The following is a 24,812-nucleotide window of genomic DNA, read 5'->3' on the forward strand; positions in this document are numbered from 1 at the left end:
AGCCAAATTTTTTTGTTAATTAGTCCTCAAAACAGGGTATCTACTAGTTAAAAGGTTCAATAGTAATAATTAAACTTTAAGGAGAGGGATTATGAAAAAACAATGGAATGCGGTATTCAAAATTGTTTTAACGGTAGCTGCTATTCTAGGGATTAGCCTCTATATAACTACAAGCCAAGGGGCGGAGGTACGGGCAGCAAGTATTACTCAGCCAACACCAATTAATGAAATTTTCCCGGATCCTGTTATTGCGAATAATGTAAAAACACTTGTTGGGAAATCTAATGTGACAGATGTTGTCTCTCAAAGTGAACTAGATGGAATAACTCGTCTATCAGCAGTCACTGCAGGAGTAACAACAATAGAAGGAACGCAGTACTTAAACAATTTGGCAGAACTAGAACTTAAAGATAATCAAATAACAGATTTAAGCCCACTTAAAAATTTAACGAATATCACTGAACTTGAACTATCTGGCAATCCGTTAAAAAATGTGAGTGCGATTGCTGGGTTAAAGAGTTTGAAAACATTGGACCTTATAGCGACACAAATAACGGATATTACACCGCTTACAGATTTAACCAATTTACAAGTTTTATATTTGGGTTTTAACCAAATAACAGATTTAAGTCCGCTTTCTGGCCTATCAAATTTACAATATTTATCTTTTGAATATACCCAAGTAAGTGATTTAACGCCACTTGCTAACTTATCTAAACTAACAACCGTAAACGCGGGTGATAACAAAATAAGTGATATTTCACCACTCGCTAGTATACCTAATTTAATCGAAGTTCATTTGAAAGATAACCAGATAAGCGATGTTAGCCCGCTTGCGAATATACCAAACTTATTTATCATCACTTTAACGAATCAAACCATAACAAGCGCACCTGTACTTTATCAAAATAATCTGGTCGTACCTAATGCTGTAAAAGGTCCTTCTGGTGCGCCTGTTGCACCAGCTACTATAAGTAATAATGGAACATACGCGAGTCCGAATTTAACATGGAACTTAGCTAGTTTTATTAATAATGTCAGCTATACATTTAATCAACCAGTCACTTTCAAAAATGCAACTGTGCCTTTCAGTGGAACGGTTACTCAACCATTAACAGAAGCATTCACAGCTGTTTTTGATGTGGATGGAAAGCAAACGAGCGTAACAGTTGGCGCCAACGAATTAATTAAAGAACCGACCGCGCCAACGAAAGAAGGTTACACGTTTACTGGCTGGTATGACGCAAAAACTGGCGGGAACAAGTGGGATTTCGCTACAGATAAAATGCCAGCTGAAAACATCACGTTGTACGCCCAATTTACAGTTAATAGCTACAACGCAACATTCGATATTGACGGAAAAACAACCACTCAAAAAGTAGCTTATCAAGCATTACTAAATGAACCAACTGCCCCAACGAAAGCAGGCTATACGTTCAAAGGTTGGTACGATGCGAAAACTGGTGGAACTAAATGGGATTTTGCTACTGGTAAAATGCCGGCCGAAAATATAACATTATACGCCCAGTTTACGAAAAATGATGATCCGAATACTAATCCAACTGGAAATGATGATGGTACAACTAACCCAAACAGTTCAGGCGACAATACCTCACTTCCAACAACTGGAGATGAAAACACGATGATTCCAATTTTCGTTGGAGCAGTTCTTATCGGCATTGGCCTAGTTGTATTCCGCAAAAAACGTCAAACAAAATAAACTTTAAAAAATGGTTTAGCCCCGTGCTGAGCCATTTTTTTATTGTGAGCAGAATAAGGTGTTAGTTTGCCTTTTTTCATAAAGGGAAAACATAGGATGGAATTCATAGAAAGAGGGCGTGAAATATGGACCGACAAAAAAAGCTTCAAATTTTAAAAGACATGGTAAATATTAATTCGACTAATGGACATGAAGAGCAGGTTGCGAACTATTTACAGAAGTTGTTAAGTGAATATGGGATTGAATCTGAAAAGGTGCAATATGACGTGGACAGAGCAAGTTTGGTTAGCGAAATTGGTTCTAGCGACGGGCAGGTTTTGGCTTTTTCGGGGCATATGGATGTGGTAGATGCGGGAGATGAGTCCAAGTGGAAGTTCCCACCTTTTGAAGCAACGGAGCATGACGGGAAAATATACGGACGCGGTGCCACTGATATGAAATCAGGTTTAGCGGCGATGGTTATTGCGATGATTGAACTTCAAGAAGAGAAGCAAAAGTTAAATGGAAAAATTAGATTATTAGCAACAGTTGGTGAAGAAGTCGGTGAACTTGGTGCGGAACAACTAACGCAAAAAGGCTATGCGGATGATTTAGCTGGATTGATTATTGGCGAACCAAGCGGGCATCAGATTGTATACGCGCATAAAGGATCGATTAATTATACTGTTAAATCCACCGGCAAAAATGCGCATAGTTCAATGCCAGAATATGGTGTGAATGCGATTGATAATTTGCTACTATTTTATAATGAAGTAGAAAAATTTGCGAAATCAGTCGATGCTACGAACGAAATTCTAGGCGATTTTATTCATAATGTCACCGTGATTGATGGTGGAAATCAAGTGAATAGCATCCCTGAAAAAGCACAACTGCAAGGAAACATTCGCTCAATTCCAGAGATGGGTAATGAAACAGTGAAACAAGTGCTAGTGAAGATTATCAATGCGTTAAATAAACAGGAAAATGTGAAATTAGAGCTAATATTTGATTATGACAAACAACCCGTATTTAGCGATAAAAATTCAGAGCTAGTAAATATTGCTAAACGTGTAGCTAGTGACATTATCAAAGAAGAAATCCCTTTACTCGGCATTTCTGGAACAACAGATGCAGCAGAATTCACCAAAGCTAAAAAAACATTCCCAGTAATTATTTTCGGTCCAGGAAACGAAACCCCTCACCAAGTAAATGAAAATGTTTCAATTGAGAACTATTTAGAGATGGTGGATGTGTACAAACGAATTGCACTAGAGTTTTTATAAATGCTTTCTAAATTAGAGCAGCTGGTGGTTGTTGCAATAAAATGTTAACGGAAAGAACCTAAATTACTTCTTTGAAAATTGATGTTAGTTTCATTAAATGATTGAAATGACAAATTTCCGTCACTTTTAAAGAGAATTACACGCGAAAAGGTCTTTTTTCCATCTAAAAATCCAGTGTTTACTATGTTAATATTAATTTCAAATGTAAGAAGGATGTAAATTAATTAACAGATAGGAGACTACAATGAACATAAAAACTTTACTAGTTCGAGTCGGAATAACATTAACTATGGCTTTGGGAATTAGCATGTGGCTAGGAATGAGTCCGGAAATTGATGCTCAAGCAGCGAGTCTTGCACAACCGACACCAATTAATGAAGTGTTTCCTGACCCTCAAATGGCTTTGACAATGGAGACTAAACTTGGGAAAGCGAGTGTTACAGACCTTGTTTCCCAGAGCGAATTAGATGCTTTGACTCAATTGCGAACTTATTTATCAATAGAATCCATCGAGGGAATTCATTATCTGACAAATTTGACAGAATTAAATATAAGTAATGCTGAAGTAAGTGATATCAGTGATTTAAAAGATTTAACGAAATTAACAGACTTAGAAATGTATCAAAACAATATAGTTGATATAAGTGTTTTGAAAAACTTAACGAATCTAACATATTTAGACTTGCACGATAACAAGATAACGGATATAAGTGCTTTGGGAAATTTAACAAATTTAGTTCACTTAAACTTAGCTTATAATCAAATAAGTGATATAAGCGCTGTATCTACTCTAAGTAAGCTAAACATGGTATGGTTTACAGATAATCAAATAAGTGATATCAGTGCAGTTGCCAATTTAACTAATCTAACTAGCTTGAGTTTGGATCATAACCAAATAAGTGATATAGGCGCACTGACAAACTTAACGAATTTAGACGGTCTTGGTATAGACAATAATCAAATAAGCGATATAAGCCCAATTGCTAATTTGACTAATTTAGACTATGTTGGTTTGCATAATAATCAAATAAGTGATCTAACGCCGATAGCGAATTTAACGAATTTGACACGTATGTATTTATCCGGTCAACAAATAACTAATAAGCCACTGCCATATCAAAGCAATATCGTTATTCCGAACAATGTGAAAAATAATAAGCAAGAAATTATCGCACCGCTAGTAATAAGCGATAATGGAACCTATGATAATCCTAACGTTACTTGGAATCTAGCTAATTATGTTAGCGAAGTGAGCTATACTTTTTCGCAAGAGGTAACGATTGGTAGTGCCACAGAAACTTTTAGTGGTGAAGTAAAACAACCTTTAGAGATGTATACGGTGAGTTTTGACGTCGATGGAGTAACAACTAAAGAGACAGTTGGGGCATACACGTTATTAACCGAACCGACAGCACCGGAAAAAGAAGGCTACACATTTACAGGATGGTATGACGCTAAAACTGGTGGAACTGAATGGGATTTTACCACGGACAAAATGCCGGCCAAAAATATTACGTTATACGCTCAATTTAGTTTGAATGAAAATTCGGAAAATCCTCCCTCAGAGGAAACCGATAAAGGTACACCAAGCGATACTATTAAAAAGCCTGAAGTACAGGTTGAAGAGAATGTAAATATTTCATTACCAAAAACAGGTGATAACCAAAACTCCCTAGTTATTTTTATGGGAATACTTCTACTTGGTACAGGGATTATTACGCTTCATAAAATACGCCATTAAATAAAAGTCTAGTATTTGTTTGTAAACAGGTGCTAGACTTTTTTCTTGCATTTAATAAAGTTTAGGACTAAACTAATAGTATCAAGAGGAGGGGAATAACATGGTGAGAAAAGAAGAACGGCTAGGGGTTTTGCTTTGGTTTCGGTTTAGTCGTTTTTATAATCGAAATATGAAGCTGACCAACCAGAATTTACGAGCTGTAGGGATTTCAACGGCGCAGTTTGACTGTATTGCTCAGATTGGTCTGGACAACGAGATTACGCAGCAGCAACTTGCCGAAAAATTAGTTGTAACGAAGGGAAATGTTACCCAACTCCTCACAAAATTAGAGCAATTAGGTTATATTACGCGGACGAAGACGGGGCGCGAAAAACATATTACTTTAACAGAAAAAGGCCAAGCGTGTTACCGCGAAAACGTGCCAAAACAAGAAGCGTTTCAACAGGAGCAATTTGATAAATTAACGAGAGACGAACAAAAAGAACTACTCAAGCTATTAAAAAAATTAGGAGAGTGATTATTTATGAAATTAACGGGAATTCATCACGTATCTATTTTTACAGCGAATGCACGAGCAAACTTTGACTTTTATACAAAAATAATGGGGCTACGACTAGTGAAGAAATCGGTCAACCAAGACGATCCATATACGTATCATTTATATTACGGAGATGAAATTGGTTCGCCGGGGACAGCGCTAACTTTTTTTGAAGTGCCGAACATGGCTAAAAATCATCCATCACGCAATGCGATTTCGCAGCTTAGTTTACGCGTGCCAAATGATGAAGCTTTGCGTTATTGGGATAAAAGACTCGATGAGCATCGCATTTTCCACAGCAAACCAATCGACCAATTCGGGCGCAAAATTATTCGCCTAAAAGACACCGATGGCTTGCCGGTCAGTTTAATTTCCGATGAAACAAGCACGCAAACAACCGAAGTTTCCCCTTGGGAGGATGGCCCGGTCCCAGCAGAATACGCGATTCGCGGACTTGGCCCAGTGCGCTTCTCGGTTTTCAAAAAAGAGAAAACCGACCGCCTTTTGACAAAAGTTTTAGGCTTCGAACGCATTGGCGCATACGAAGAAGACGATAAATTATTGACCGTCTTTAAAACTGGTGATGTCGGGCTTGGCGGCGAAGTGCATGTGGAGTCGCGACCTGATTTGGAACAAGGAAACCTCGGCGCTGGCGGCATTCATCATGTGGCGTTTCGTGTCCCAACAGATGGCGATTTGATTGGCTGGACAGAGATGATTCAAGACCTTGGCTATAAAAATTCAGGCTACATCGATCGTTTTTATTTCCATTCCTTGTACTTCCGCGAAAGTAACGGCATCCTAATTGAACTAGCGACTGACGAGCCTGGTTTCCAAACCGATTTCACGAAAGAGCACGGCACGTATGTCGACTTGCCACCACATTTGGAAGAGCGGCGTGACGATATTTTGGCACATTTAAAACCACTTGATACCGACAAATAAATAAGAAAACCTTGAAAATATGCCCATACATGATACAATTTTAGAAGAATGTGTAATTAGGAGGCAGAATTTTGGCAGAAGGTTTACGTACGATTTATTTTGTAAGACATGGTAAAACAGAATGGAACATGACTGGACAAATGCAAGGTTGGGGCGATTCTCCTTTAGTGGCAGAAGGCGTTAACGGCGCAAAAGCAGTCGGAGAAGTAATGAAAGATACGCAGATTGATGCTGTTTATACAAGCACAAGTAAACGCACGCAAGATACAGCGGCTTATATTCTCGGCGACCGCGACATCGAAATTCAACCGCTTGAAGAACTAAAAGAGATGAGTTTTGGAACGTGGGAAGGCATAAGGGTAACTGAAATTGACGAAAAACATCCCAAAGAACGTGCGCAAATCCTCCATGATCCAAAAGCCTACACAGCAGAAATAAACGGCGGCGAGACTTACTATCAGCTTGCCGAACGACTACTACAAGGCGTTGAAAAAATCATCGCTGAAAATCCAAGCGGAAACATACTTGTCGTTTCTCACGGAATGTCGCTTACGTTATTATTATATCTACTACAAGGCGGAACCATCGAAGACCACCGCAAAGAAGCACCAAGAATTTTAAACACCAGCATTAGCATCGTAGAATATCAAAACGGCGATTTTGCGCTAAAAAAATTAAATGAAATCGGTCATTTAGGCTTAAAATAACTAGAATCTAGGGCATATCTCATTAGCGATGTGTCCTAGATTTATAAATAAGAGAGAGCGAGAAATAATACATATGAAAAGAATTGTCAAAATTTTTCTGCATTATTTATTAGGAATTTTAGGAATTATTTTAATCAGCTGTGTTCCCGCGATATTTAGCAAAGTGACATCCTGGTCATCCAGCACGTATTTCGAGGCGCTCAAGTCTATTTTCTCTGCCATTTTACATCCAAGCAAATGGGAAATAAGCTACCAAGGAGCCGCCGAAGTTTTCCATGTGTCATTAGCAGATTTTATCACCGGTCCTTATTTATACTCAATGAAAATTATCATAGCGAGCTTGCTTATCTCGCTAATTATCGCCTATCTTTTAGTCCTAGGAACATTCCGCGGGCCTAAGTGGTTGCGCCGCGGCTTAGATGGCTTTTTATCGCTACTTCAAGCATTTCCAGACTTTTCCTTTATCTTCCTTATTCAAATGGCCGTCGTCTACATATACCAACAAACCGGCGTATTCACCTTGAACTTTTATAGCTTAAATGGTGAACAAATTTACGCTGCGCCAATCGTTTGCTTATCAATCATACCAACCGTGCTCTTTTACAAAATGATGATGCTCCTTATGAAAAATGAATGGCAGGCCGACTACATCCAATTAGCACGCGGGAAAGGCTTAACCGACAGAGCAATATTGCTGCGCCACGCCACACCAAACATGATGCAAAGCCTGTTTTACCAGTCAAAAACCATCGTTTGGTTTATTCTAAGCGCCTACCTCGTTGTAGAATTTTTGTTCAGCATCGAAGGCGTGCTCTACTATTTGCTAGCAGGATTTAGCCCATTAAATATTTTCCTAGTATTAGCACTCGTGTTCACCCCGTTTTATTTCTTTTACGCACTAATAGACCTATGGATTAGCCACGGGAAAAATACCGAGAGCGCAAACATCACAAGAATCCCGCTACATTGGAACAGTTTCCAGAAAACCTTTGCGGAAAAAGTAAACCTTAAAAGCAAATGGCAGAACATTGTAGTAACGACCAGGCAGCTCCTAAAACGTCCGTCTTTCAGCATTCCGCTGATCACACTTAGCATCTTGCTAATCGCAAGCCTGATCTATGGTTTCATGGGAGATACCATCCATTCGCTCAAATTCATCAGCGATTCAACCGGACGAGTAACCGATATGGCGCCATTCAAACCCAATTCGCAAGTCTGGCTAGGCACCGACCAAGCCGGCAACTCCATTCTCGACCAATTGCTAGTCGGCATCAAGTACACGCTTCTTATCGCCGTCATTATCGCAACGCTACGTGTCGTGATTGGCTACATTTTGGCAGTGCCGCTCGCGTTTTTCAGCAAGCCACGAACGCGCAATTTCGTTCAAAGCATAGCAGACGGAATGCATTATCTACCACTGTCGCTACTCGTATTTATTATCATGGTCAACGAATTCATCAACTATTCCGGCGTTTTCGAAACAAGCCTATTTACACGCATTACCTTCCAAATTTTAATCATGGTAGTCATCGTGTTGCCAATCACAGCCAATCGAATCAGCAGTGAAATTTCCCAAGTATTGAAAAAAGAATTCGTCCTAAGTGCGCTTGTGTTTGGCGGAAATGCTCGCTGGATTTTAACCAAACATATCAACCCGCAAATCTGGTCAAAACTAATTCTGATTTGGATAGAGCAACTCATTCAAACCTTACAGATGTTCGTGCATTTAGCTATCTTTGGCATTTTTATTGGTGGAGCAATCATGGGGGCCGATGACGGTATGCTTAACCCAGTTATCCCTGAATTATCCGGTCTAATCGCAAACGCCAAATTCGTTTTCGCCAACCACCAATTCTGGATAATTTTACCACCATTAGTCATATTTATGATTTTAATCCTCTGCTTCCAAATGATGGCAAATTCGCTGTTGAAACGGGAAGAAGAAAGTAAAAAAGCCTAGTTCTATAAAAGAACTAGGCTTTTTTTATTTAAGGAGTGACTGTTTGATAGACAGTCACTGTAACAGAAGGGAAAGTTGGATATTGATTATTTAAAAAGTAAGCAGAATTATCGCCTACAGTTTCCCAAGTAAGTGTATCATTTTGGTAAGTTCCTGGAGTGTACCAAACCCAATCATGTAATGTTACTCCAAGGTTATCTTTAATTACAATATTAGTGGAATCACCAAGCGCAACATCTGGAAGGTATATATTTTGTCCAGTGGCGTCAAACAAATCTAAGTTGTGACTTGCCAATGAGCTGAAATCACTAATCTGGTTTTCTTCTATTTGGATTGATTTAATTGTTGGAATGGTACTGAGCGGTGTAACATCTTTAATTTGATTAAAATTAGCATCAAAGTATTCTAGTTTTGTTTTATTTCTTAATGACTCAATAGAAGTCAGTTTATTGCTTTCGGCATAAAAAACTTTGAGATTATCGAGTGCTGAAAGGACACTGATGTCTGATACTTTATTTGCTGAGATAGATAAATTGGTTAATTGGGGAGTATCTTTTAGTGCCGAAATATCGTTTAGTTGATTGCTACTTAGATTTAATATCTTTAAATTAGTTAAATTTTCGAAGGATGGTAAGGTGGAGATTTGGTTAACACCTAGTTCTAAGTTAAATAACTTAGGTAAGTTCATTAGCGGAGTAATATCGGTAATTTGATTGGAGTTAAGTGATACAGTCTCTAGTTCTGTTAAATTAGCGAGATCCTCTAAGTTGCTAATGTTATTTTGGCTTAAATCTACAAAATTTAAGTTGTGTAAATATTCCATTCCTGTTAAATCTTCTACACCGAACGCCACATATACCATTTTGGTAATAGTATCTAGTTGTTCTTGGGTGACGACCGTATCCTCGGAAACACCTAGTTCCTGTGCGACTTTAAAAGCTAGAGCATCATCTGGAAAAATTTGATCAACCGTGGCTGGAGGAGCTTCTTGTAGGCTTTTTTCTGGGGCAGTTGTAATGTCTGATGTAGCAGCATTTACTTCGACTTGCTGAGCTAAAGGGCTAAAACAAATCAAGGTCGTGCATGCAATACTTGCTAGAATAAATTTTTTCATGTCATCTACTCCTTTTCTATAATATAAATGGAGTATAGCATGCAAATTGTTAAACAATAAAAAGCAATCATATTTGAACAATGCATAAAAAACCGCTAAAAAAGAGTATGCACTTTTTTTAGCGGTTTTTGCTTTATTCACTTGCTTCAATAGATTTATCTAACCATAACTCATACCATTCAAGAAAGTTTAAACGTTCTTCATTCCCAAAGTAAAAATCAGGATAGACGCCATTATCATTATTTCTGTCATCCACCCAAATTTCTCCATAAGAAGGGCCGTTTACAACAAGGTTAATCGAGACACCGCAACCAAAGTTAGTAATGCGCAGAAGTCCAAATACTTCTTTATCAGAAAAGCAAAGTTCTTGCCAAGCATCATAAGCTTCATCGGACATTCCTTCTTTATAACCAGGCGCATTCCAGTCATCTGTATGTGGAAAAGGCTTGCTCAGCGTTTGCACACCATACTTTTCAGCCTTGTAATCAAGAGAAGAACAAAGTCCGTCCACTAGAGTTTCTAAACCATAGTAAGGACCCATTCCACCATCACCAATCTGTTCCAAAAATGCGCGATAACCTTGTGGTAAAGCAATTTGATGCTCATTTTCAAACGCAGTAATAGTTTGATTAGACAAAGGCTGATTGAGTTTATAGGCATGGCTTTCTGAACCAAATAAATTCAAATCAACATCTTTTTCTTTTAAAGTAGTGATTTTTGCTTGGATTCTAACTAGCTGACTTTGATATTCAGCCATATTTTATAAGTCTGCTCCATTAGTCTCAATCACTTGTTTATACCAATAATAACTTTTCTTCGGAATACGCGTCATTGGCGCATCATCTTCTACATCACGATCAACATAAACGAAACCGTAACGTTTTTGGTAGCCGTTTAACCAGCTTAGGAGGTCTGTGAAGCTCCAAGTACAATATCCTAACATATCAACGCCGTCACTGATTGCATCGCGGATAGCAGTTGCGTGCGCGCTCAGGTAGTCAATACGGTAGTCATCGTTTACTTCGCCATCTACTAATTTATCAAATTCACCTAAACCATTTTCAGTAATTAAAATTGGTAAAGCATAGCGGCTGTTAATACGACGAAGCGCAATTTGTAAGCCTTTAGGATCGATTGTCCAGTCCCAGTTCGTTGTTTTTACAAAAGGATTAACGACTTTTTTGTAAACGCCAGGGATACCAGTTTCTTTTGTGCTGCCTTTTTTACCAGTGAAGTTCATTTCGTTGTTTTGACCAACGCCATCAAGCGGGTTGTAAGCAACAGTTGCGGATTGATAGTAGTTCACGCCCATGAAATCTGGTTTTGCAGACGCAAGTAGTTCCATATCGCCATCTTCAATAACTGGCGCAATATCGTTTTCTTCTAAATATTTCCAAACAGCTTTCGGATAACGACCAAAAGCATACATATCCATCCAGAAATAACTATTTAATTCTTCTGCATCGTCAGCAGCTTGAACGTTTTTAGGATCTGTGTCGATTGGATAATGTGGCGTGTAAGCAAAACTTGGTCCAATTTTCCCATCAGGAACGATTTCGTGGAAAGCTTTGATAACACTTGCATTAGCTAAGTTCGCAATGTGGTTTACTGCGTACATTCTTTTTGGATCGCTAACTTTTGGCGGGTGAAGTGCTTGACCATAACCCATACCAACAAAGATATTTTGCTCATTCAAGGAAACCCAATATTTAACGCGGTCGCCGTAACGTTTGAAAAGTGTTGTGGAATAATTTGTGAAATCTTCAATAACTTGGCGAGATTCCCAGCCGCCGTATTCGTCAAATAATGCTTGCGGAATATCCCAGTGATAAAGCGTTACAAGCGGTTCGATATCATATTTAAGTAACTCATCAATTAAGTTATCGTAAAATTGTAACCCAGCTTCATTCACTTCGCCTTTACCATTTGGGAAAATACGAGTCCAAGCAATGGAGAAACGGTAAGCTTTTAGGCCAGCGTCAGCCATTAGTTTTACGTCCTCTTTATAACGGTGATAATGGTCAACAGCGACATCGCCATTAGTACCTTTGAAAGTAGTTCCAGGAATGCGGACATATTCGTCCCAAACTGATTTACCTTTGCCGTCTGCGTCCCATGCTCCTTCGATTTGATAAGCTGCAGATGCAGAACCCCATAAGAAGTCTTTCGGGAATGGTGAACGTTTTTGATGTTCCATTTAATATAACCTCCATTAAAGCGATTTTTATTAAAAAACTCTACTAATATATTTTAAAGTATATTCTTTTAAAAAGATAGTTAAAAAACGCAGATTCGAAAAGGAATCTGCGTTTTTGTTTTATTTATCAAGCACGAATTTTTGAATCGCTTTTGCGACACCACTGTCATTGTTCGATGCAGTCGTATAGTCAGAAAGTTGCTTAATTCTTTCCGGAGCATTGCCCATCGCAATACCAAGTCCAGCGAATTCAAGCATCGTAACGTCATTTTCTTGGTCGCCAATGCAGATAACTTCACTTTGCTTAATGCCAAGTTTTTCAGAAAGTTCTTTTACCGCATTACCTTTACTAGCATCACGATTCAGAATTTCTAAGTAGAAAGGGGTGCTGCGAACTAAATGATATTTATCGCGGAAAGATTCCGGCATTTTCGCAATACCAGCTTCTAGTTCTGGTGCTTCTTCGATAAACATTGCTTTCGACATAATAAAATCATCCGGCACGTTTTCGATTTCTTTATAAATCAATTGGCTGCCAGTAAGATATGCTTCAACAATCGTATATTTTCCAATTTCGCAGTTTGGCGTGTAAAGTGCTTTGTCATCAAAGAAATGCATGTGCAAATTGCTATTTAAGCTCACTTCGTAAATATCTTTTAAGTCTTCGATACCAAGTGTTAAGTGAGAAATAACTTCTTTTGTAAATGTATCTTGAACAAATGCGCCGTTAAAACTAATAACGTAATCGCCTTCCTCACGTAAATCAAGTTCTGTTAAATAATTTTCTACGCCAACAAGCGGACGTCCAGTACAAAGAACCACTTTTACACCTTTTAATTTAGCTTGGCGAATGGCTTCTTTTACTTCATCAGTAACCTTATGATCATCTGTCAGTAGTGTTCCATCAATATCAATCGCAATTAATTTATACAATATACTAGCTCCTTTTCCATCATAAACTCATTCTAGTATAGCATAAACTCAGACGGATTTGCGGCTAACTATTGAAACAACAAGGAATTTATGGCATGATTGACTTGGAAACTTGATAAAGAAAAGAGTGAAATAATGAAACGTAATTATCATGTGAAATTTTTAAATGAAAAAGATGTTGAACTTGCAGAGGCTGTTTGTGCGGCATCAGAAGATTATTATTTAATTGAACAAGATAAGCCCGCATCGAAAAATGATGCATTAAAAATTATCACTGAAATTCCAAATGGGAAAACACGATTCGATAAATTCGTACTAGCAGTGTTGGATGAAAAAGAAAAACCAATAGGCTTAGTAGATATTGTTTCTGATTACCCTCGAAAAGGTCGCTGGTTCATCGGCTTGCTTCTGTTAACCCCAGACGCTCGTCATAATGGCCTTGGAAAAGTGCTTCACCAAACTATCAAAGAATGGGCTATTGACGGCGGGGCAGACTCTTTAGCATTAGGCGTTTTAGCTGAAAATGACAAAGGTCGCGGATTTTTTGAACACCTCGGTTACACGAAAGAAGAAACAAAACAAGCTAGCTACGGCGGTAAAGAACAAGAAGTTAGTATTTTCACTTTAGCCATTAAATAAAAAAAGGATGTAGCCAAATTAGGCTGCATCCTTTTTCTTAATTTATTGTATCGTTTTTCTCTAAAAGGGCTTCCATATTAACGCGCCATTGTAGTTTTACTTTTGAAATAATGCCAGCTTCTTTTAATTCTTTAAGTTGAGAATAGAAGAAAGCTTTGGACAGGGTACAGTAGTTTTTAATGACAGTCGTACTAATTGCTTTTGGTAGTACGGCTACACCATCTTCCACTGGGATATCCAAAATTTTGACAAGCATCTCAAAAACAAAAGCTAATTGATCTTTTTTGTCGCGATACTGTAAAAGCGATTTATAATAACCATGTTTTGCGATGGTTCTCATAATCGTGTACTGGAAACCAAAATTTTCAGGGAAAAGTGAAAGCGAATATTCAATATCTTTCTTCTTATATATGATAACTTCGCATTCTGTTAATGTTTGATAAGTTAAAACAAGCGGTGTATTTTCGAAAATGGTATAATATCCCATAAAAAAATTAGCTGTGAATATAGAATAAATTTTGTCATTATCGAAATCAATATATCCGGCCAATATACCGGATTTAAGTAAGTACACACAATCCTGATTTTCAGTTACTAAATCATTTAAAATGGTATGTTCAGGGATTGTGATGCTGTTGGATTTTAAATTGTATTGATCCATCATTGCAACAAACTCTTTGTGATTAAATGGATAGGCCATTTTTTCGCTTCGTCTCCTTTTGATTCAGTTGTGCTCGTATAATTGTATTGTATCACCGTAGCAGTCTGTTAAAGTACTAAAAATAGACTGTAAAAGAATCTCTTTTTTATGGAAATACCCGTTTTAAGCCAATGTAACCGCAATAAATTTGTCATATTTGTATAAATCTCGCTCAAAAAAGGTTAAGCACTACTCATTGTTGCAAAAAGCCGATAATAAAGTTGCGTCTTTATTATCGGTTTTTAACATAGGATCTCAAAAAAAATTATTTTCCGATAGAATAGGTGGAGCCGTTACCTGTGACAACGATTGTTTTATTACGATCCGTTCGATATACTTTCGCTTTTGCTTTTGTTAGCGTATTGACGGTTTGTGATGTTGGGTGACCGTAGCCGTTTTTGCCGACGCTAATAATGGCGTATTTTGGTTTTACGACATTGACGAAAGCTTTGCTAGTAGCGGATTTGGAGCCTTGTGTACTAACTTTTAACACATCAGCTCGTAATGTTTTCTTTGCTTTAATCATGTCGTTTTCAGCTTTTGTTTGTGCATCACCTGTAAAAAGGAAGGTGTTTTTCTTATATGCGACGTGGAGAACTGCGCTCCAATTGTTGCGATCGGTTTTTCCGTAAGTTTTAACAGGACCGACGAATTGTGCATTTACTCCTTTGACAGGGAGTTTTACGCCAGCTTTGGCAGTTTTAATAGCTAGTTTTTTCTTTTTGGCAGTATTCACAAAATCTTTGTAAGCCGCCGTTGTATTAGTAGAATTTGGTGCGTAAAGACTTTTTACTTTGATGCTATTCATGACTTCTGGTAAGCCGCCAATATTATCAGCGTCTGAATGAGAAGCAATCATGATGTCGATATCTTTTACTTTTAATTTCTTTAAATAATTAACGACAATTTTCCCTTTGCCTTTATTACCTGCGTCGATGAGAATATCTTCTCCACTAGGTGCTTTGATGTAAATGGCATCCCCTTGGCCAACATCAATAAAATGTACTTTTATTGTTGGTGTAGCGGCTTCGGCTTGGATAGAACTTGGTACCGAAATCCCCATAATTAAAGCAAAAACCAACAATACGTTTAAAATCCCTTTTTTCATCCCTTTTCCCCTTCTCTTATGAAATGAATTCTTTTAGAAATTTGTAAACCCCATCTGCTTCATTCGTGTCAGTAAGATGACTTGCTGCTGCTTTGACGTTATCACTTGCATTCGCCATCGCAACACCAGTTCCAGCATATTGTAGCATGCCAATGTCATTTTCGCCATCACCAAAAGTAATAATTCTTTCGCGCGGAATATCATAATATTTTCCAAGTGCTTCAACGGCTGTTTGTTTATCCGAATTAGCGGGAAGTATTTCTAAGTTATCATGGTGAGAAGAGAGTACCCGGATGCCATTTGCTTCATTCAAGGCAGCGCGAACTTCGGTTAGTTTGGACGCTTCATTTTCAGCAACAACAATCGCATTTAAAAATTGGTGCATATTGTCATCAAAAACACCTTTATCATTAATGGAAACGAGTGAAAAGCTATTATGGCCAGTATTTAAGCGGCTTTTGTCTGCAAGTTCCCGGAAGAAAGCAGGTGGTTCTTTTGTATAGAAAAGTGCGTTAGTAGAGAAGAAAAACAGTGGCAAATCAAAGTCGCTCATAATATCGTAAGTGGAGCGAATCGCTTGTGTTTCTAAAGTGGTTTTAAGCAGTTGTTCATCGCGAATGGCGGCGTAAGAGCCGTTGGATGCGATAACATGACCCGAGTTGCTGACTTGAAGGCCAACTTCACGAGCAGAAGGATACATCCGACCTGTAGAAATAGAGAAAATATGTCCATCATTTTCTAAGGTTTGAATTAAATCGCGCGTTTTTTCAGATACAGTTTGATCTTGGCGTAGTAACGTGCCATCAATATCGGAACAAATTAAATATTTTTTAGTCAAATAAAATCATCCTTTTTAGTTAATAACCTAAGTATACCATGTGCGAATAGGGAATGATGCAATGATTTTTAGCAAAGATATTAGAACACAAAAAAACCCACCACATTCGGCAGGTTTTTCATAAGTATATTAATCAGTTAAGTTATCTTCTGTTTCTGGATCAAAGAAGTGAGATTTAGACATTTCGAATGCTAAAGTCAGTACTTCGTTTGGTTGGTGTTCAGAGCGAGCGTCAACACGAGCTACGAATTCGTGTGTACCAACGCGGCTGTGAAGCATAAACTCAGCACCAGTAAGTTCGGCAACGATTGTAGTTGCTTTGAACGTATAGCCTGGGTTTGCTTCAATAACGATTGGTTCATCATGAATATCTTCAGGACGAATACCGAAAACGATATCTTTTCCGTTGAATCCTCTGTCTTTAAGTAGTTTAAGTTTGCCTTCTGGAACAGCGATTGTGAAATCATCACCGATAAAGTTAGCGCCTTCTAAACGACCTTTGAAGAAGTTCATTGCTGGGCTACCGATAAAGCCGGCTACGAACATATTCACTGGGTGATCGTATACTTGTTTTGGCGTACCAACTTGTTGGATAACACCGTCTTTCATGATAACGATACGAGTCGCCATTGTCATTGCTTCTGTTTGGTCATGGGTAACGTAAATCATTGTAGTATCTAATTGTTGGTGCAGTTTGGTGATTTCCGCACGCATTTGCACACGTAATTTCGCATCCAAGTTGGAAAGTGGTTCATCCATTAAGAAGACTTTAGCGTCACGAACGATTGCACGACCTAAAGCAACACGTTGACGTTGACCACCGGAAAGTGCACTCGGTTTACGTTTTAAGTAGTCTGTTAAGCCAAGAATATCAGCTGCGTGCTCCACACGTTTTTTAATTTCGTCTTTCGGCATTTTACGAAGTTTTAAACCAAATGCCATATTATCATATACAGTCATATGTGGGTATAATGCGTAGTTTTGGAAAACCATTGCGATGTCGCGGTCTTTCGGTGCAACATTATTCATTACTTTGCCATCAATCGATAATTCGCCTTTAGAAATTTCTTCTAGTCCAGCAATCATACGTAATGTTGTAGATTTACCACAACCAGATGGTCCTACGAAAACGATGAATTCTTTGTCATCGATTTCTAAATTAAAGTCAGAAACTGCAGTTACTTTGTTATCATATATTTTATAAATATGTTCTAGTGATAATTGTGCCAACTTACTTCGCCTCTTTCTATTTTTTAACTTGTGTTCATTGTATATGAAAACGCTTTACAAAAACTATGGCAATTTGCACAAAGAAAAAATTCATCTGTTGGGCAAAGTGCATAACTACCAAAAAAATAAAAAGAAGTAAAGGGACAAAAGACCTTTTATGTGAAGGTTTTTTCATGCCATTTAATTCTTTAGTCCCAATTCCAAAAAATCCTCAGATATCATTACAAAAAAGCTTTATCTTGTGTTATATTATTAAAGCAGACACAATATATAGTTAGTGGGGGATTATCATGTACGTGGAACAACTTAATGAACAAAAGGTAATAAAAAGGGATGGCCGTAAAGCAAACTTTGATTTAATTAAAATCCGTAATGCTGTCGAAGCATCTATGAAAGCAATTAATTTAGAGGACGAAACTTTCTTAGAAGAGATTTTGCTTGAGGTTGTAAGTGAATTACCTAACAAAACAGATATGACCATCGATGAAATCCAGCATTGCGTCGAAAATACTTTAATGAAATCGACGTATCCTGATGTAGCGAGAGCTTACATAGAGTACCGCCATGACCGCGACCATGAGCGTGAAAACATCACAGACATGCATAAAAGCGTAGAAAAATTACTACAAAAAGACAAAACGGTAGTCAACGAAAATGCCAACAAAGATGCAACTGTCTTCAACACACAACGTGATTTGACAGCAGGAGCCGTAGCCAAAAGTTACGCATTAAAATACATGCTACCAAAACACGTATCCAACGCCCATTTAAAAGGAGAAATTCACTTTCACGATTTAGACTACAGCCCATACCACGCTATGACAAACTGTTGTTTAATCGACATTGAGGGAATGCTTTCTAAAGGATTTACAATTGGTAACGCCAATGTAGAAAGTCCGAAATCTATCCAAACAGCTACAGCGCAAATTGCTCAAATAATCGCAAACGTAGCAAGTTCGCAGTACGGCGGATGTTCCGTGGATCGAATTGATGAAGTTTTATCCGTTTACGCGCGTTTGAACTTCGAAAAACATAAAAAAGATGCGGCTGAATGGGTCGTTCCAGAAAAACAAGAAGGCTATGCAGAAGAGAAAACACGTAAAGACATTTACGATGCGATGCAAAGCTTAGAATACGAAATCAACACATTATATACAAGTAACGGCCAAACACCGTTCGTAACACTAGGCTTCGGTCTTGGTGAAGATTGGTTCGCCCGCGAAATCCAAAAAGCTATCCTAAAAGTACGGATTGGCGGCGTTGGTAAAGACAAACATACTGCCATTTTCCCGAAATTAGTATTTTCGATTCGCCGCGGAACTAATTTAAATGCAGCAGATCCTAACTATGATATCAAACAATTAGCGCTGGAATGCTCCTCTAAACGGATGTACCCAGACGTACTTAACTACGATTCACTTGTGCGCTTAACAGGCGATTTCAAAGTACCGATGGGCTGTCGTTCTTTCTTGCCAGCTTGGGAAAACGAAAACGGGGAACACGTGAACGCGGGAAGAAACAACCTTGGTGTTGTAACGCTTAACATTCCACGTATCGCTATCCAAAGTGGCGGGGACAAAGACCGTTTCTGGGAAATTTTCCACGAACGCATGAAAACAGTCAAAGATGCACTACTTTTCCGTTTAAATCGCGTACGCCAAGCACGTCCAGAAAATGCACCAATTTTATATAAATACGGAGCATTTGGCAAACGACTACAAGATGGCGAAAATGTCGACCAACTATTTAATAAAGAACGCTCCACTATTTCTATCGGCTATATCGGCCTTTATGAAGCGGCAACTGTATTTTACGGCGGCGAATGGGAAGGCGATGCAGAAGCGAAAAACTTCACGCTTGATATCTTGAAAGAATTAAAAGGCTATGCCGACAACTGGAAAGATGAATATGGCTACTGGTTCAGCGTTTACTCGACACCAAGCGAAAGCCTAACAGACCGTTTCAACCGTTTAGACAAAGAAAAATATGGCGTAATTAAAGACATCACGGATAAAGATTACTACCAAAACTCTTTCCACTACGATGTTCGTAAAAAAATTACACCATTTGAAAAAATTGATTTTGAAAAAGAATATCCAGAATTTTGCTCTGGCGGATTCATTCATTACTGTGAGTATCCAAAAATGGTTCACAACACGAAAGCTCTTGAGGCTGTATGGGATTATTCCTATGATCGCGTAGCTTACCTTGGTACAAATACACCAATCGATAAATGTTACGAATGTGATTTTGAAGGCGAATTTGTCCCAACAGAAGAAGGCTTCAAATGCCCAAGCTGTGGTAATACAGATCCTGAAAAAGCAGATGTTGTAAAACGTACTTGTGGCTACTTAGGTAACCCAATGAAACGCCCAATGGTTCATGGACGTCACGTAGAAATTAGCAATCGCGTGAAACATATGGAGAACTTAGGTGAATAATCCAAAACCGTGTGAATGGAAGTCGAATGAATTATCCAGAGGGTATATCGCCGACTATAAAGCATTCAATTTTGTCGACGGGGAGGGCGTCCGGTGCAGTTTATATGTATCCGGATGTCCTTTCCACTGCGAAGGCTGCTACAACAAAGCCGCGCAATCATTTAAATACGGCAAACCTTACACAAAAGAACTAGAAGACGATATCCTAAAAGACATCGGCCATGAAAGCGTCCAAGGCCTAACGTTACTTGGCGGAGAACCATTTTTAAACACCGCCACATGCCTATCCGTCGTAAAACGAATCCGCGCGACATACGGCGAAACAAAAGACATCTGGTCATGGACAGGCTACACTTGGGACGAAATGATGCAAGAAACCGCCGATAAACTCGAACTTCTATCCTTAATAGATGTCCTAGTAGACGGCCGCTTCGAACAAAAACTTTTCGACCCAAACCTAGCATTCCGCGGTTCCAGCAACCAACGAATTATTGACGTGCAGAAATCACTCGCTGCTGGTGAAGTGGTTTTGTATGAATTGTGAAGTGAGCCCTCTGTGATGGAGGGCTTTTTTTTAGAAATGCACACGGAAATATTAAGTTAATCAAAAAGTAAAGTTGATAAATGCATTAAAAAAGATGATAGAACAAGAAGAGAAAACACATTTTTTGTTTTCTCTTTTTTCTTTGACCTAGTCGAAGTGTATTTATCACATATTATTTAAGATGGGCAGATCAATGTTATTGAAAGCTGAAAAAGAGAATTCTACTACATAAATGTATAAATGTTTTTTTATACATTTATGTGATTTGATATGCGTGTATTTAGTGTTTTTAAGTACTATTTTTATACAATTAATTGCCGTTTTATGAACTTTTTGTGTCTTTTAGGAATACGTATGTATAAATGATGCATGTAAGTATAGATTCTTTGTTTTTTCGAATGCTTTTCTTATAACAACTTCAAATCGAATTGAAAATGAGGCTGATTTAATCTGAAATTAGTCATTCACGACAAGAATCAGACATTTCATTACATTTTTGGTTATACATTGATCCTTTGTGATAGCATGAACTTATAGAAACCAAAATATTAATGGTGTATTTAAGAAATAAAATTTTAGTTTTTTAAATAGTCTATTAAGCAGTTTATTAATTGAAAGGAGAAAAGATGAAACTAATAAAAAAAAATAAATTCTTAATTTTCGTACTTATCTTAATTTATATATTTTCTGTGCAATTTATTAGTTTGAATGATCGTATGTACTTTGTGTCAAAGCAAAGAGATGCACTACATAAACAGGAAGCTATATCAGTAGATTATCTAACAAATAAACAATTAGAATTAAAAGAAAATATAAGATTAAAACAAGAAATGTTTCAAAAAGTTAGAGGGATTTATGAAACAGTTATGCTTACAGAAGAAGTAGATGTTGAAAATATCCCAAGAGAAATAATTTTTGTACCTAAACAAGATTTAAAAGAGCTACAATTTCCTGTTTTCAATAAGAGTCCTGGAAAGGGGGCTTGGGTAGGGAAAAATATTATTAAAGAGTTGACAAATAAAAATAGTATTGAAGTAAATGGTGAAAAAATCAAAATAATAGGAATTTTAGGTGAAAAGGGAATCACCAACGGAACGTTTGATGCGAGTATTGTACTACCTTATGAAGATTATGCATATTTAGGAGACAGCGCGATGTCTGGGACAATTTCTGTGTTTGATTCACTAGCAACAATTCCTGATTTGCAAAAAGAAATAACTTCTTTCTTTTCAGAAAACATAGAAAGTGCAGATATTAATGATGTTTTAAGAATGAAAACCAGCGATATTGAAAAGATAGAGACAGAAATGCTTTCTTTTCTGGGAACGATGTTTTTGTTATTAGGTATTTCCCTTATTCTACTTACATTCTTTTGGCTGGAGGAACATCGTTATGAATATGCTATTCGTAAATTAGTAGGTGCTACCAATATGACACTACTTAAAGAAAATATGATGGACATGCTTAGATTAGTAAGCTTAACTATAGGGATAGCTACAATACTACATCTTATTAGTGTATACATGGATTTTCCTTTTCTTAATCAAATACGTTTTATTTTTTATATTTTAATAATTAGTTTATTTTGCCTATTTACTTGCTTAGTTGCAATTACAACACTTTACTATTTTAGAAAAGTAGCAGCAATCGATATTATGAAAGAAGGGGGCTGAATTCAATATACTTATTTCTTAAAGTAACAAAACATCCATGGATAAGTTTATTTTTAGTTCTTATGTGCATGCTTACAAGTATAGAAGCGTATAAATTTTTTTTCATTGAAGAGAAACTAAGTAATTTACAAATCAAGCAAACTAGCAATTTGCAGAATATCTGGGAATACAATATTAGTCAGATTGAAACGAAAGAAGAGCAAGATTCGCAAGAAACTATGCTGAAGTTTGAAAAGTTTTTAATTGAAAATAAAATTGGATATGTGAAACAACGAAATGGATATTCTACTGATAAAAATTTTCAACGATTAAATATCATACAAAATTATTCTTTATTGAACGAGTTTACTCTTAAAAAAGGGCGTGTATTTACAAAAGATGATTTTTATAGAGAGGTTAATTTAGCAACATTAGTTCCTAATGAGTATCAACAATTGTATGAGCTAGGAGATATCATTGATATTACTTTGGATGATTTAAATGGAAACCAGCAACAAAAAACTATTCAAATTGTGGGATTTATTGATGCCAATAAAGCTTTCCCTTTAATGAATACACAAAGATTTAACTTGTCTAATATTTTTGTTGCAGATGCGAAGGCCTTTTCTAAGCTAGAAGAAACAAAATGGACTATGCAAATAAGACCAGATGATTTGAAAAAGTTTAAACCCTTTGAAAATCAGTTAATTAAGAGTTCTTATGTTACTACAAAAGAAAACAAGTTGCGTTCTATAAATTTATTTAATCAAAATATTAATCAACAAATTCTTTTTTTCGGAATGAAAATACTGGTATTTGTGGTATTTATCTATTGTGTTTTTATAAATTATGCAATACGTAGTTTTCAGCTCAGTCGTAAAGAAAATGGAATTTATTTACTTTGTGGAGCTAGCCGTAATGAAGTAATGAATATGCTTATTATGGAGATTAACATTTATAGTGTAGTAGGTATATGCCTAGCATTCATTTATTTGGGAATTTGGCAACAACCTTTTCAGTATGGAATAAGTGAGGAAAAAATTATATTAAGTTGGAATGGTATTTGGAAGTTACTTTCTATGTTTTTCATTCTTCAATTAGGAATTTATGTGTTTGTTAGATTAAAGTATCGTCGTATTCCTGAAATAAATTATATTTTAAAGAGGTGATTAAATGAGTTTAATCAATTGTAAAAACTTACAAAAAAGCTTTCTTGATGGGAAAAAAAATATTCAGGTATTGAAGCAAGTCAATCTAGAGTTACAAGAGGGGGAATTTGTATCAATTGTAGGGGCTAGCGGTTCTGGAAAGTCAACTTTACTTCATATACTTGGACTGTTAGATACATTTGATACAGGATCCTACCAATTCCAAGAGCAGGAAATGGACGAGTTAACAGATAGAAAAAGAGCTCTTTTTCGTAACCAAAACATTGGTTTTATTTTGCAAAATATTGGATTAATTCTTGACTATACAGTCAAAGAGAATTTACAGCTTCCACTTAAATATGCAAGGGAAAAAAATAAAGACTCAGAAAAAATAATATATTGGCTTGAGCAATTTGGCTTAAGTTCAAAGCTAGAAGAAGAGTGTGTTTTTTTAAGCGGAGGAGAACAACAAAGAGTAGCAATCGCAAGAGCTTTAATGAATAACCCTACGCTTATACTTGCAGATGAACCGACAGGCTCACTTGACCATGATAACAGCATTATTGTAATGGAAACGTTTAAAAAATTAAATCAAGAAGGACACACTATTTTAATGGTAACTCATGATCTTGAATTAGCTAATCAATATTCTGAAAGAATAGTACATCTAAAAGATGGGGAGATTATTTCTGTTTAATTCAGCCTAGTGCTTTGAATTAATAAAAAAAAGAAAAGGAGTGGAACAGATGAAAAGAAGAATGAAAAAAGTTAGCATAATCATGTTAGCAGTACTAATGGCCATTGGAGTAGGGGTGCCGATTGTAGCAAATGCAGCATATAATGGTTCCCGTAATTTAGGAGAAGGGATTTATGGTGCTAACAACTGGTATAAAAATGGAAATGTTGAAACATTTAGAGGGCAAACTACGGTGCAGTGGAAGGCTGAAAAAGGAAGTGGAATAAATCAGCCATGGACAAGAGTTTATGGGCGTACTGGATCAAACTATCAACGTAATTCAACTGGGTTCAATCAGGCTTGGCATAGTGGTTGGATAGGTATTCAAGTGAATTATTCTTCATATCCTAATGGCTATAGAGGTGCTTATTCAGAACATACTCGTAATAACAATGGTTATAGATGGAGAGAGATAGTAGGTCGCTATTAATTAATAAATAGCCTAATACAGGCATAAAAAGCCTATGATGTAATCAAATCATAGGCTTTTTATGTAGAGATTGAAAAGGAAGTTTAAAGTGGTTTAGTTTCAATTAAAACAATACTTTAATAGTTTATTTATATAAAAATGATAAAATGGAATAGTTGCTTCTACAAGGATATTTGGGATACAATTATGAAGAAGTTATAAGCTATTCAAAGTGTTAAATTAAAAAAAG

22 protein-coding genes are annotated in these 24,812 nt (G+C 37.0%); 14 read left to right on the top strand and 8 right to left on the bottom strand.

Annotated features, from left to right (window positions below; all coding sequences use genetic code 11):
- Nucleotides 1–91 precede the first annotated feature (91 nt).
- From HCX62_RS00190 to HCX62_RS00220, 7 genes are all read left to right on the top strand, one after another.
- A complete protein-coding gene (locus HCX62_RS00190; RefSeq protein ID WP_185636583.1) occupies nt 92–1,720 on the top strand; it encodes an InlB B-repeat-containing protein in 1,629 nt (542 codons plus the stop codon).
- 125 nt (nt 1,721–1,845) lie between these two features.
- The gene (locus HCX62_RS00195; protein WP_185636584.1) at nt 1,846–2,982 is read left to right on the top strand and encodes an ArgE/DapE family deacylase; all 1,137 of its coding nucleotides are present in this window, start codon (nt 1,846–1,848) and stop codon (nt 2,980–2,982) included.
- 289 nt (nt 2,983–3,271) lie between these two features.
- Nucleotides 3,272–4,723 (top strand): leucine-rich repeat domain-containing protein, encoded by a 1,452-nt coding sequence (locus HCX62_RS00200; RefSeq protein WP_376740655.1) that lies wholly within the window; start codon nt 3,272–3,274, stop codon nt 4,721–4,723.
- A gap of 100 nt (nt 4,724–4,823) precedes the next feature.
- Nucleotides 4,824–5,240 carry a MarR family winged helix-turn-helix transcriptional regulator gene (locus HCX62_RS00205; RefSeq protein ID WP_185636586.1) on the top strand — a complete coding sequence of 139 codons (417 nt, stop codon included), beginning with the start codon at nt 4,824–4,826 and terminating at the stop codon, nt 5,238–5,240.
- A gap of 6 nt (nt 5,241–5,246) precedes the next feature.
- A complete protein-coding gene (locus tag HCX62_RS00210) occupies nt 5,247–6,206 on the top strand; it encodes a ring-cleaving dioxygenase (protein WP_185636587.1) in 960 nt (319 codons plus the stop codon).
- A gap of 71 nt (nt 6,207–6,277) precedes the next feature.
- A complete protein-coding gene (locus HCX62_RS00215; RefSeq protein ID WP_185636588.1) occupies nt 6,278–6,913 on the top strand; it encodes a histidine phosphatase family protein in 636 nt (211 codons plus the stop codon).
- 73 nt (nt 6,914–6,986) lie between these two features.
- The gene (locus tag HCX62_RS00220; protein ID WP_185636589.1) at nt 6,987–8,873 is read left to right on the top strand and encodes an ABC transporter permease subunit; all 1,887 of its coding nucleotides are present in this window, start codon (nt 6,987–6,989) and stop codon (nt 8,871–8,873) included.
- A gap of 28 nt (nt 8,874–8,901) precedes the next feature.
- Here the strand turns inward: HCX62_RS00220 and HCX62_RS00225 are convergent, their stop codons facing one another.
- The 4 genes from HCX62_RS00225 to yidA form a co-directional block, all read right to left on the bottom strand.
- Nucleotides 8,902–9,987 carry a leucine-rich repeat domain-containing protein gene (locus HCX62_RS00225; protein ID WP_185636590.1) on the bottom strand — a complete coding sequence of 362 codons (1,086 nt, stop codon included), beginning with the start codon at nt 9,985–9,987 and terminating at the stop codon, nt 8,902–8,904.
- Nucleotides 9,988–10,120: 133 nt separating this feature from the next.
- Nucleotides 10,121–10,744: an SMI1/KNR4 family protein gene (locus HCX62_RS00230; RefSeq protein WP_185636591.1), complete on the bottom strand. Its 624-nt coding sequence runs from the start codon at nt 10,742–10,744 to the stop codon at nt 10,121–10,123.
- A gap of 3 nt (nt 10,745–10,747) precedes the next feature.
- A complete protein-coding gene (locus HCX62_RS00235) occupies nt 10,748–12,184 on the bottom strand; it encodes a glycoside hydrolase family 1 protein (protein WP_185504558.1) in 1,437 nt (478 codons plus the stop codon).
- Nucleotides 12,185–12,304: 120 nt separating this feature from the next.
- Nucleotides 12,305–13,117, bottom strand: a complete 813-nt coding sequence (yidA, locus tag HCX62_RS00240; RefSeq protein ID WP_185636592.1) for a sugar-phosphatase — start codon at nt 13,115–13,117, stop codon at nt 12,305–12,307.
- 135 nt (nt 13,118–13,252) lie between these two features.
- On the opposite strand from yidA, the gene HCX62_RS00245 reads away from it, so the two are divergent.
- Nucleotides 13,253–13,756 carry a GNAT family N-acetyltransferase gene (locus tag HCX62_RS00245; protein ID WP_185636593.1) on the top strand — a complete coding sequence of 168 codons (504 nt, stop codon included), beginning with the start codon at nt 13,253–13,255 and terminating at the stop codon, nt 13,754–13,756.
- 37 nt (nt 13,757–13,793) lie between these two features.
- Here the strand turns inward: HCX62_RS00245 and HCX62_RS00250 are convergent, their stop codons facing one another.
- The 4 genes from HCX62_RS00250 to HCX62_RS00265 form a co-directional block, all read right to left on the bottom strand.
- Nucleotides 13,794–14,456: a Crp/Fnr family transcriptional regulator gene (locus HCX62_RS00250; protein ID WP_185636594.1), complete on the bottom strand. Its 663-nt coding sequence runs from the start codon at nt 14,454–14,456 to the stop codon at nt 13,794–13,796.
- Nucleotides 14,457–14,721: 265 nt separating this feature from the next.
- A complete protein-coding gene (locus HCX62_RS00255) occupies nt 14,722–15,564 on the bottom strand; it encodes a ComEC/Rec2 family competence protein (RefSeq protein WP_185636595.1) in 843 nt (280 codons plus the stop codon).
- 16 nt (nt 15,565–15,580) lie between these two features.
- The gene (locus HCX62_RS00260; RefSeq protein WP_185636596.1) at nt 15,581–16,402 is read right to left on the bottom strand and encodes an HAD family hydrolase; all 822 of its coding nucleotides are present in this window, start codon (nt 16,400–16,402) and stop codon (nt 15,581–15,583) included.
- 129 nt (nt 16,403–16,531) lie between these two features.
- Entirely contained in the window at nt 16,532–17,632 is a 1,101-nt protein-coding gene (locus tag HCX62_RS00265) for an ABC transporter ATP-binding protein (protein WP_185636597.1), read from the bottom strand.
- A gap of 290 nt (nt 17,633–17,922) precedes the next feature.
- Here HCX62_RS00265 and nrdD point away from each other — a divergent pair, with 290 nt between their 5' ends.
- The 6 genes from nrdD to HCX62_RS00295 all read left to right on the top strand — a co-directional run bounded on the left by nrdD (nt 17,923) and on the right by HCX62_RS00295 (nt 24,583).
- On the top strand, nt 17,923–20,073 hold the full coding sequence (gene nrdD / locus HCX62_RS00270) for an anaerobic ribonucleoside-triphosphate reductase (RefSeq protein WP_185636598.1): 2,151 nt from the start codon (nt 17,923–17,925) through the stop codon (nt 20,071–20,073).
- Entirely contained in the window at nt 20,066–20,617 is a 552-nt protein-coding gene (gene nrdG, locus HCX62_RS00275; protein ID WP_003722900.1) for an anaerobic ribonucleoside-triphosphate reductase activating protein, read from the top strand. Before nrdD ends, nrdG begins: the two co-directional genes overlap by 8 nt.
- A gap of 626 nt (nt 20,618–21,243) precedes the next feature.
- Entirely contained in the window at nt 21,244–22,290 is a 1,047-nt protein-coding gene (locus HCX62_RS00280) for an FtsX-like permease family protein (protein ID WP_185636599.1), read from the top strand.
- 68 nt (nt 22,291–22,358) lie between these two features.
- Nucleotides 22,359–23,438 carry an FtsX-like permease family protein gene (locus tag HCX62_RS00285; protein ID WP_185636600.1) on the top strand — a complete coding sequence of 360 codons (1,080 nt, stop codon included), beginning with the start codon at nt 22,359–22,361 and terminating at the stop codon, nt 23,436–23,438.
- A 4-nt stretch (nt 23,439–23,442) separates the two neighbouring features.
- The gene (locus HCX62_RS00290) at nt 23,443–24,114 is read left to right on the top strand and encodes an ABC transporter ATP-binding protein (protein ID WP_185636601.1); all 672 of its coding nucleotides are present in this window, start codon (nt 23,443–23,445) and stop codon (nt 24,112–24,114) included.
- A 49-nt stretch (nt 24,115–24,163) separates the two neighbouring features.
- A complete protein-coding gene (locus HCX62_RS00295) occupies nt 24,164–24,583 on the top strand; it encodes a hypothetical protein (RefSeq protein WP_185636602.1) in 420 nt (139 codons plus the stop codon).
- Nucleotides 24,584–24,812 lie beyond the last annotated feature (229 nt).

Origin of the sequence: Listeria swaminathanii (assembly GCF_014229645.1) — a bacterium.
Taxonomy (GTDB): domain Bacteria; phylum Bacillota; class Bacilli; order Lactobacillales; family Listeriaceae; genus Listeria; species Listeria swaminathanii.

Bases quoted from the DNA above. Each gene is read 5' to 3' on its own strand.
- HCX62_RS00190 (WP_185636583.1), top strand. From the start codon at position 92: ATGAAAAAACAATGGAATGCGGTATTCAAAATTGTTTTAACGGTAGCT.
- HCX62_RS00195 (WP_185636584.1), top strand. From the start codon at position 1,846: ATGGACCGACAAAAAAAGCTTCAAATTTTAAAAGACATGGTAAATATT.
- HCX62_RS00200 (WP_376740655.1), top strand. From the start codon at position 3,272: ATGGCTTTGGGAATTAGCATGTGGCTAGGAATGAGTCCGGAAATTGAT.
- HCX62_RS00205 (WP_185636586.1), top strand. From the start codon at position 4,824: ATGGTGAGAAAAGAAGAACGGCTAGGGGTTTTGCTTTGGTTTCGGTTT.
- HCX62_RS00210 (WP_185636587.1), top strand. From the start codon at position 5,247: ATGAAATTAACGGGAATTCATCACGTATCTATTTTTACAGCGAATGCA.
- HCX62_RS00220 (WP_185636589.1), top strand. From the start codon at position 6,987: ATGAAAAGAATTGTCAAAATTTTTCTGCATTATTTATTAGGAATTTTA.
- HCX62_RS00225 (WP_185636590.1), bottom strand. From the start codon at position 9,987: ATGAAAAAATTTATTCTAGCAAGTATTGCATGCACGACCTTGATTTGT.
- HCX62_RS00230 (WP_185636591.1), bottom strand. From the start codon at position 10,744: ATGGCTGAATATCAAAGTCAGCTAGTTAGAATCCAAGCAAAAATCACT.
- HCX62_RS00235 (WP_185504558.1), bottom strand. From the start codon at position 12,184: ATGGAACATCAAAAACGTTCACCATTCCCGAAAGACTTCTTATGGGGT.
- HCX62_RS00245 (WP_185636593.1), top strand. From the start codon at position 13,253: ATGAAACGTAATTATCATGTGAAATTTTTAAATGAAAAAGATGTTGAA.
- HCX62_RS00250 (WP_185636594.1), bottom strand. From the start codon at position 14,456: ATGGCCTATCCATTTAATCACAAAGAGTTTGTTGCAATGATGGATCAA.
- HCX62_RS00255 (WP_185636595.1), bottom strand. From the start codon at position 15,564: ATGAAAAAAGGGATTTTAAACGTATTGTTGGTTTTTGCTTTAATTATG.
- nrdD (WP_185636598.1), top strand. From the start codon at position 17,923: ATGTACGTGGAACAACTTAATGAACAAAAGGTAATAAAAAGGGATGGC.
- HCX62_RS00280 (WP_185636599.1), top strand. From the start codon at position 21,244: ATGAAACTAATAAAAAAAAATAAATTCTTAATTTTCGTACTTATCTTA.
- HCX62_RS00285 (WP_185636600.1), top strand. From the start codon at position 22,359: ATGCTTACAAGTATAGAAGCGTATAAATTTTTTTTCATTGAAGAGAAA.
- HCX62_RS00290 (WP_185636601.1), top strand. From the start codon at position 23,443: ATGAGTTTAATCAATTGTAAAAACTTACAAAAAAGCTTTCTTGATGGG.
- HCX62_RS00295 (WP_185636602.1), top strand. From the start codon at position 24,164: ATGAAAAGAAGAATGAAAAAAGTTAGCATAATCATGTTAGCAGTACTA.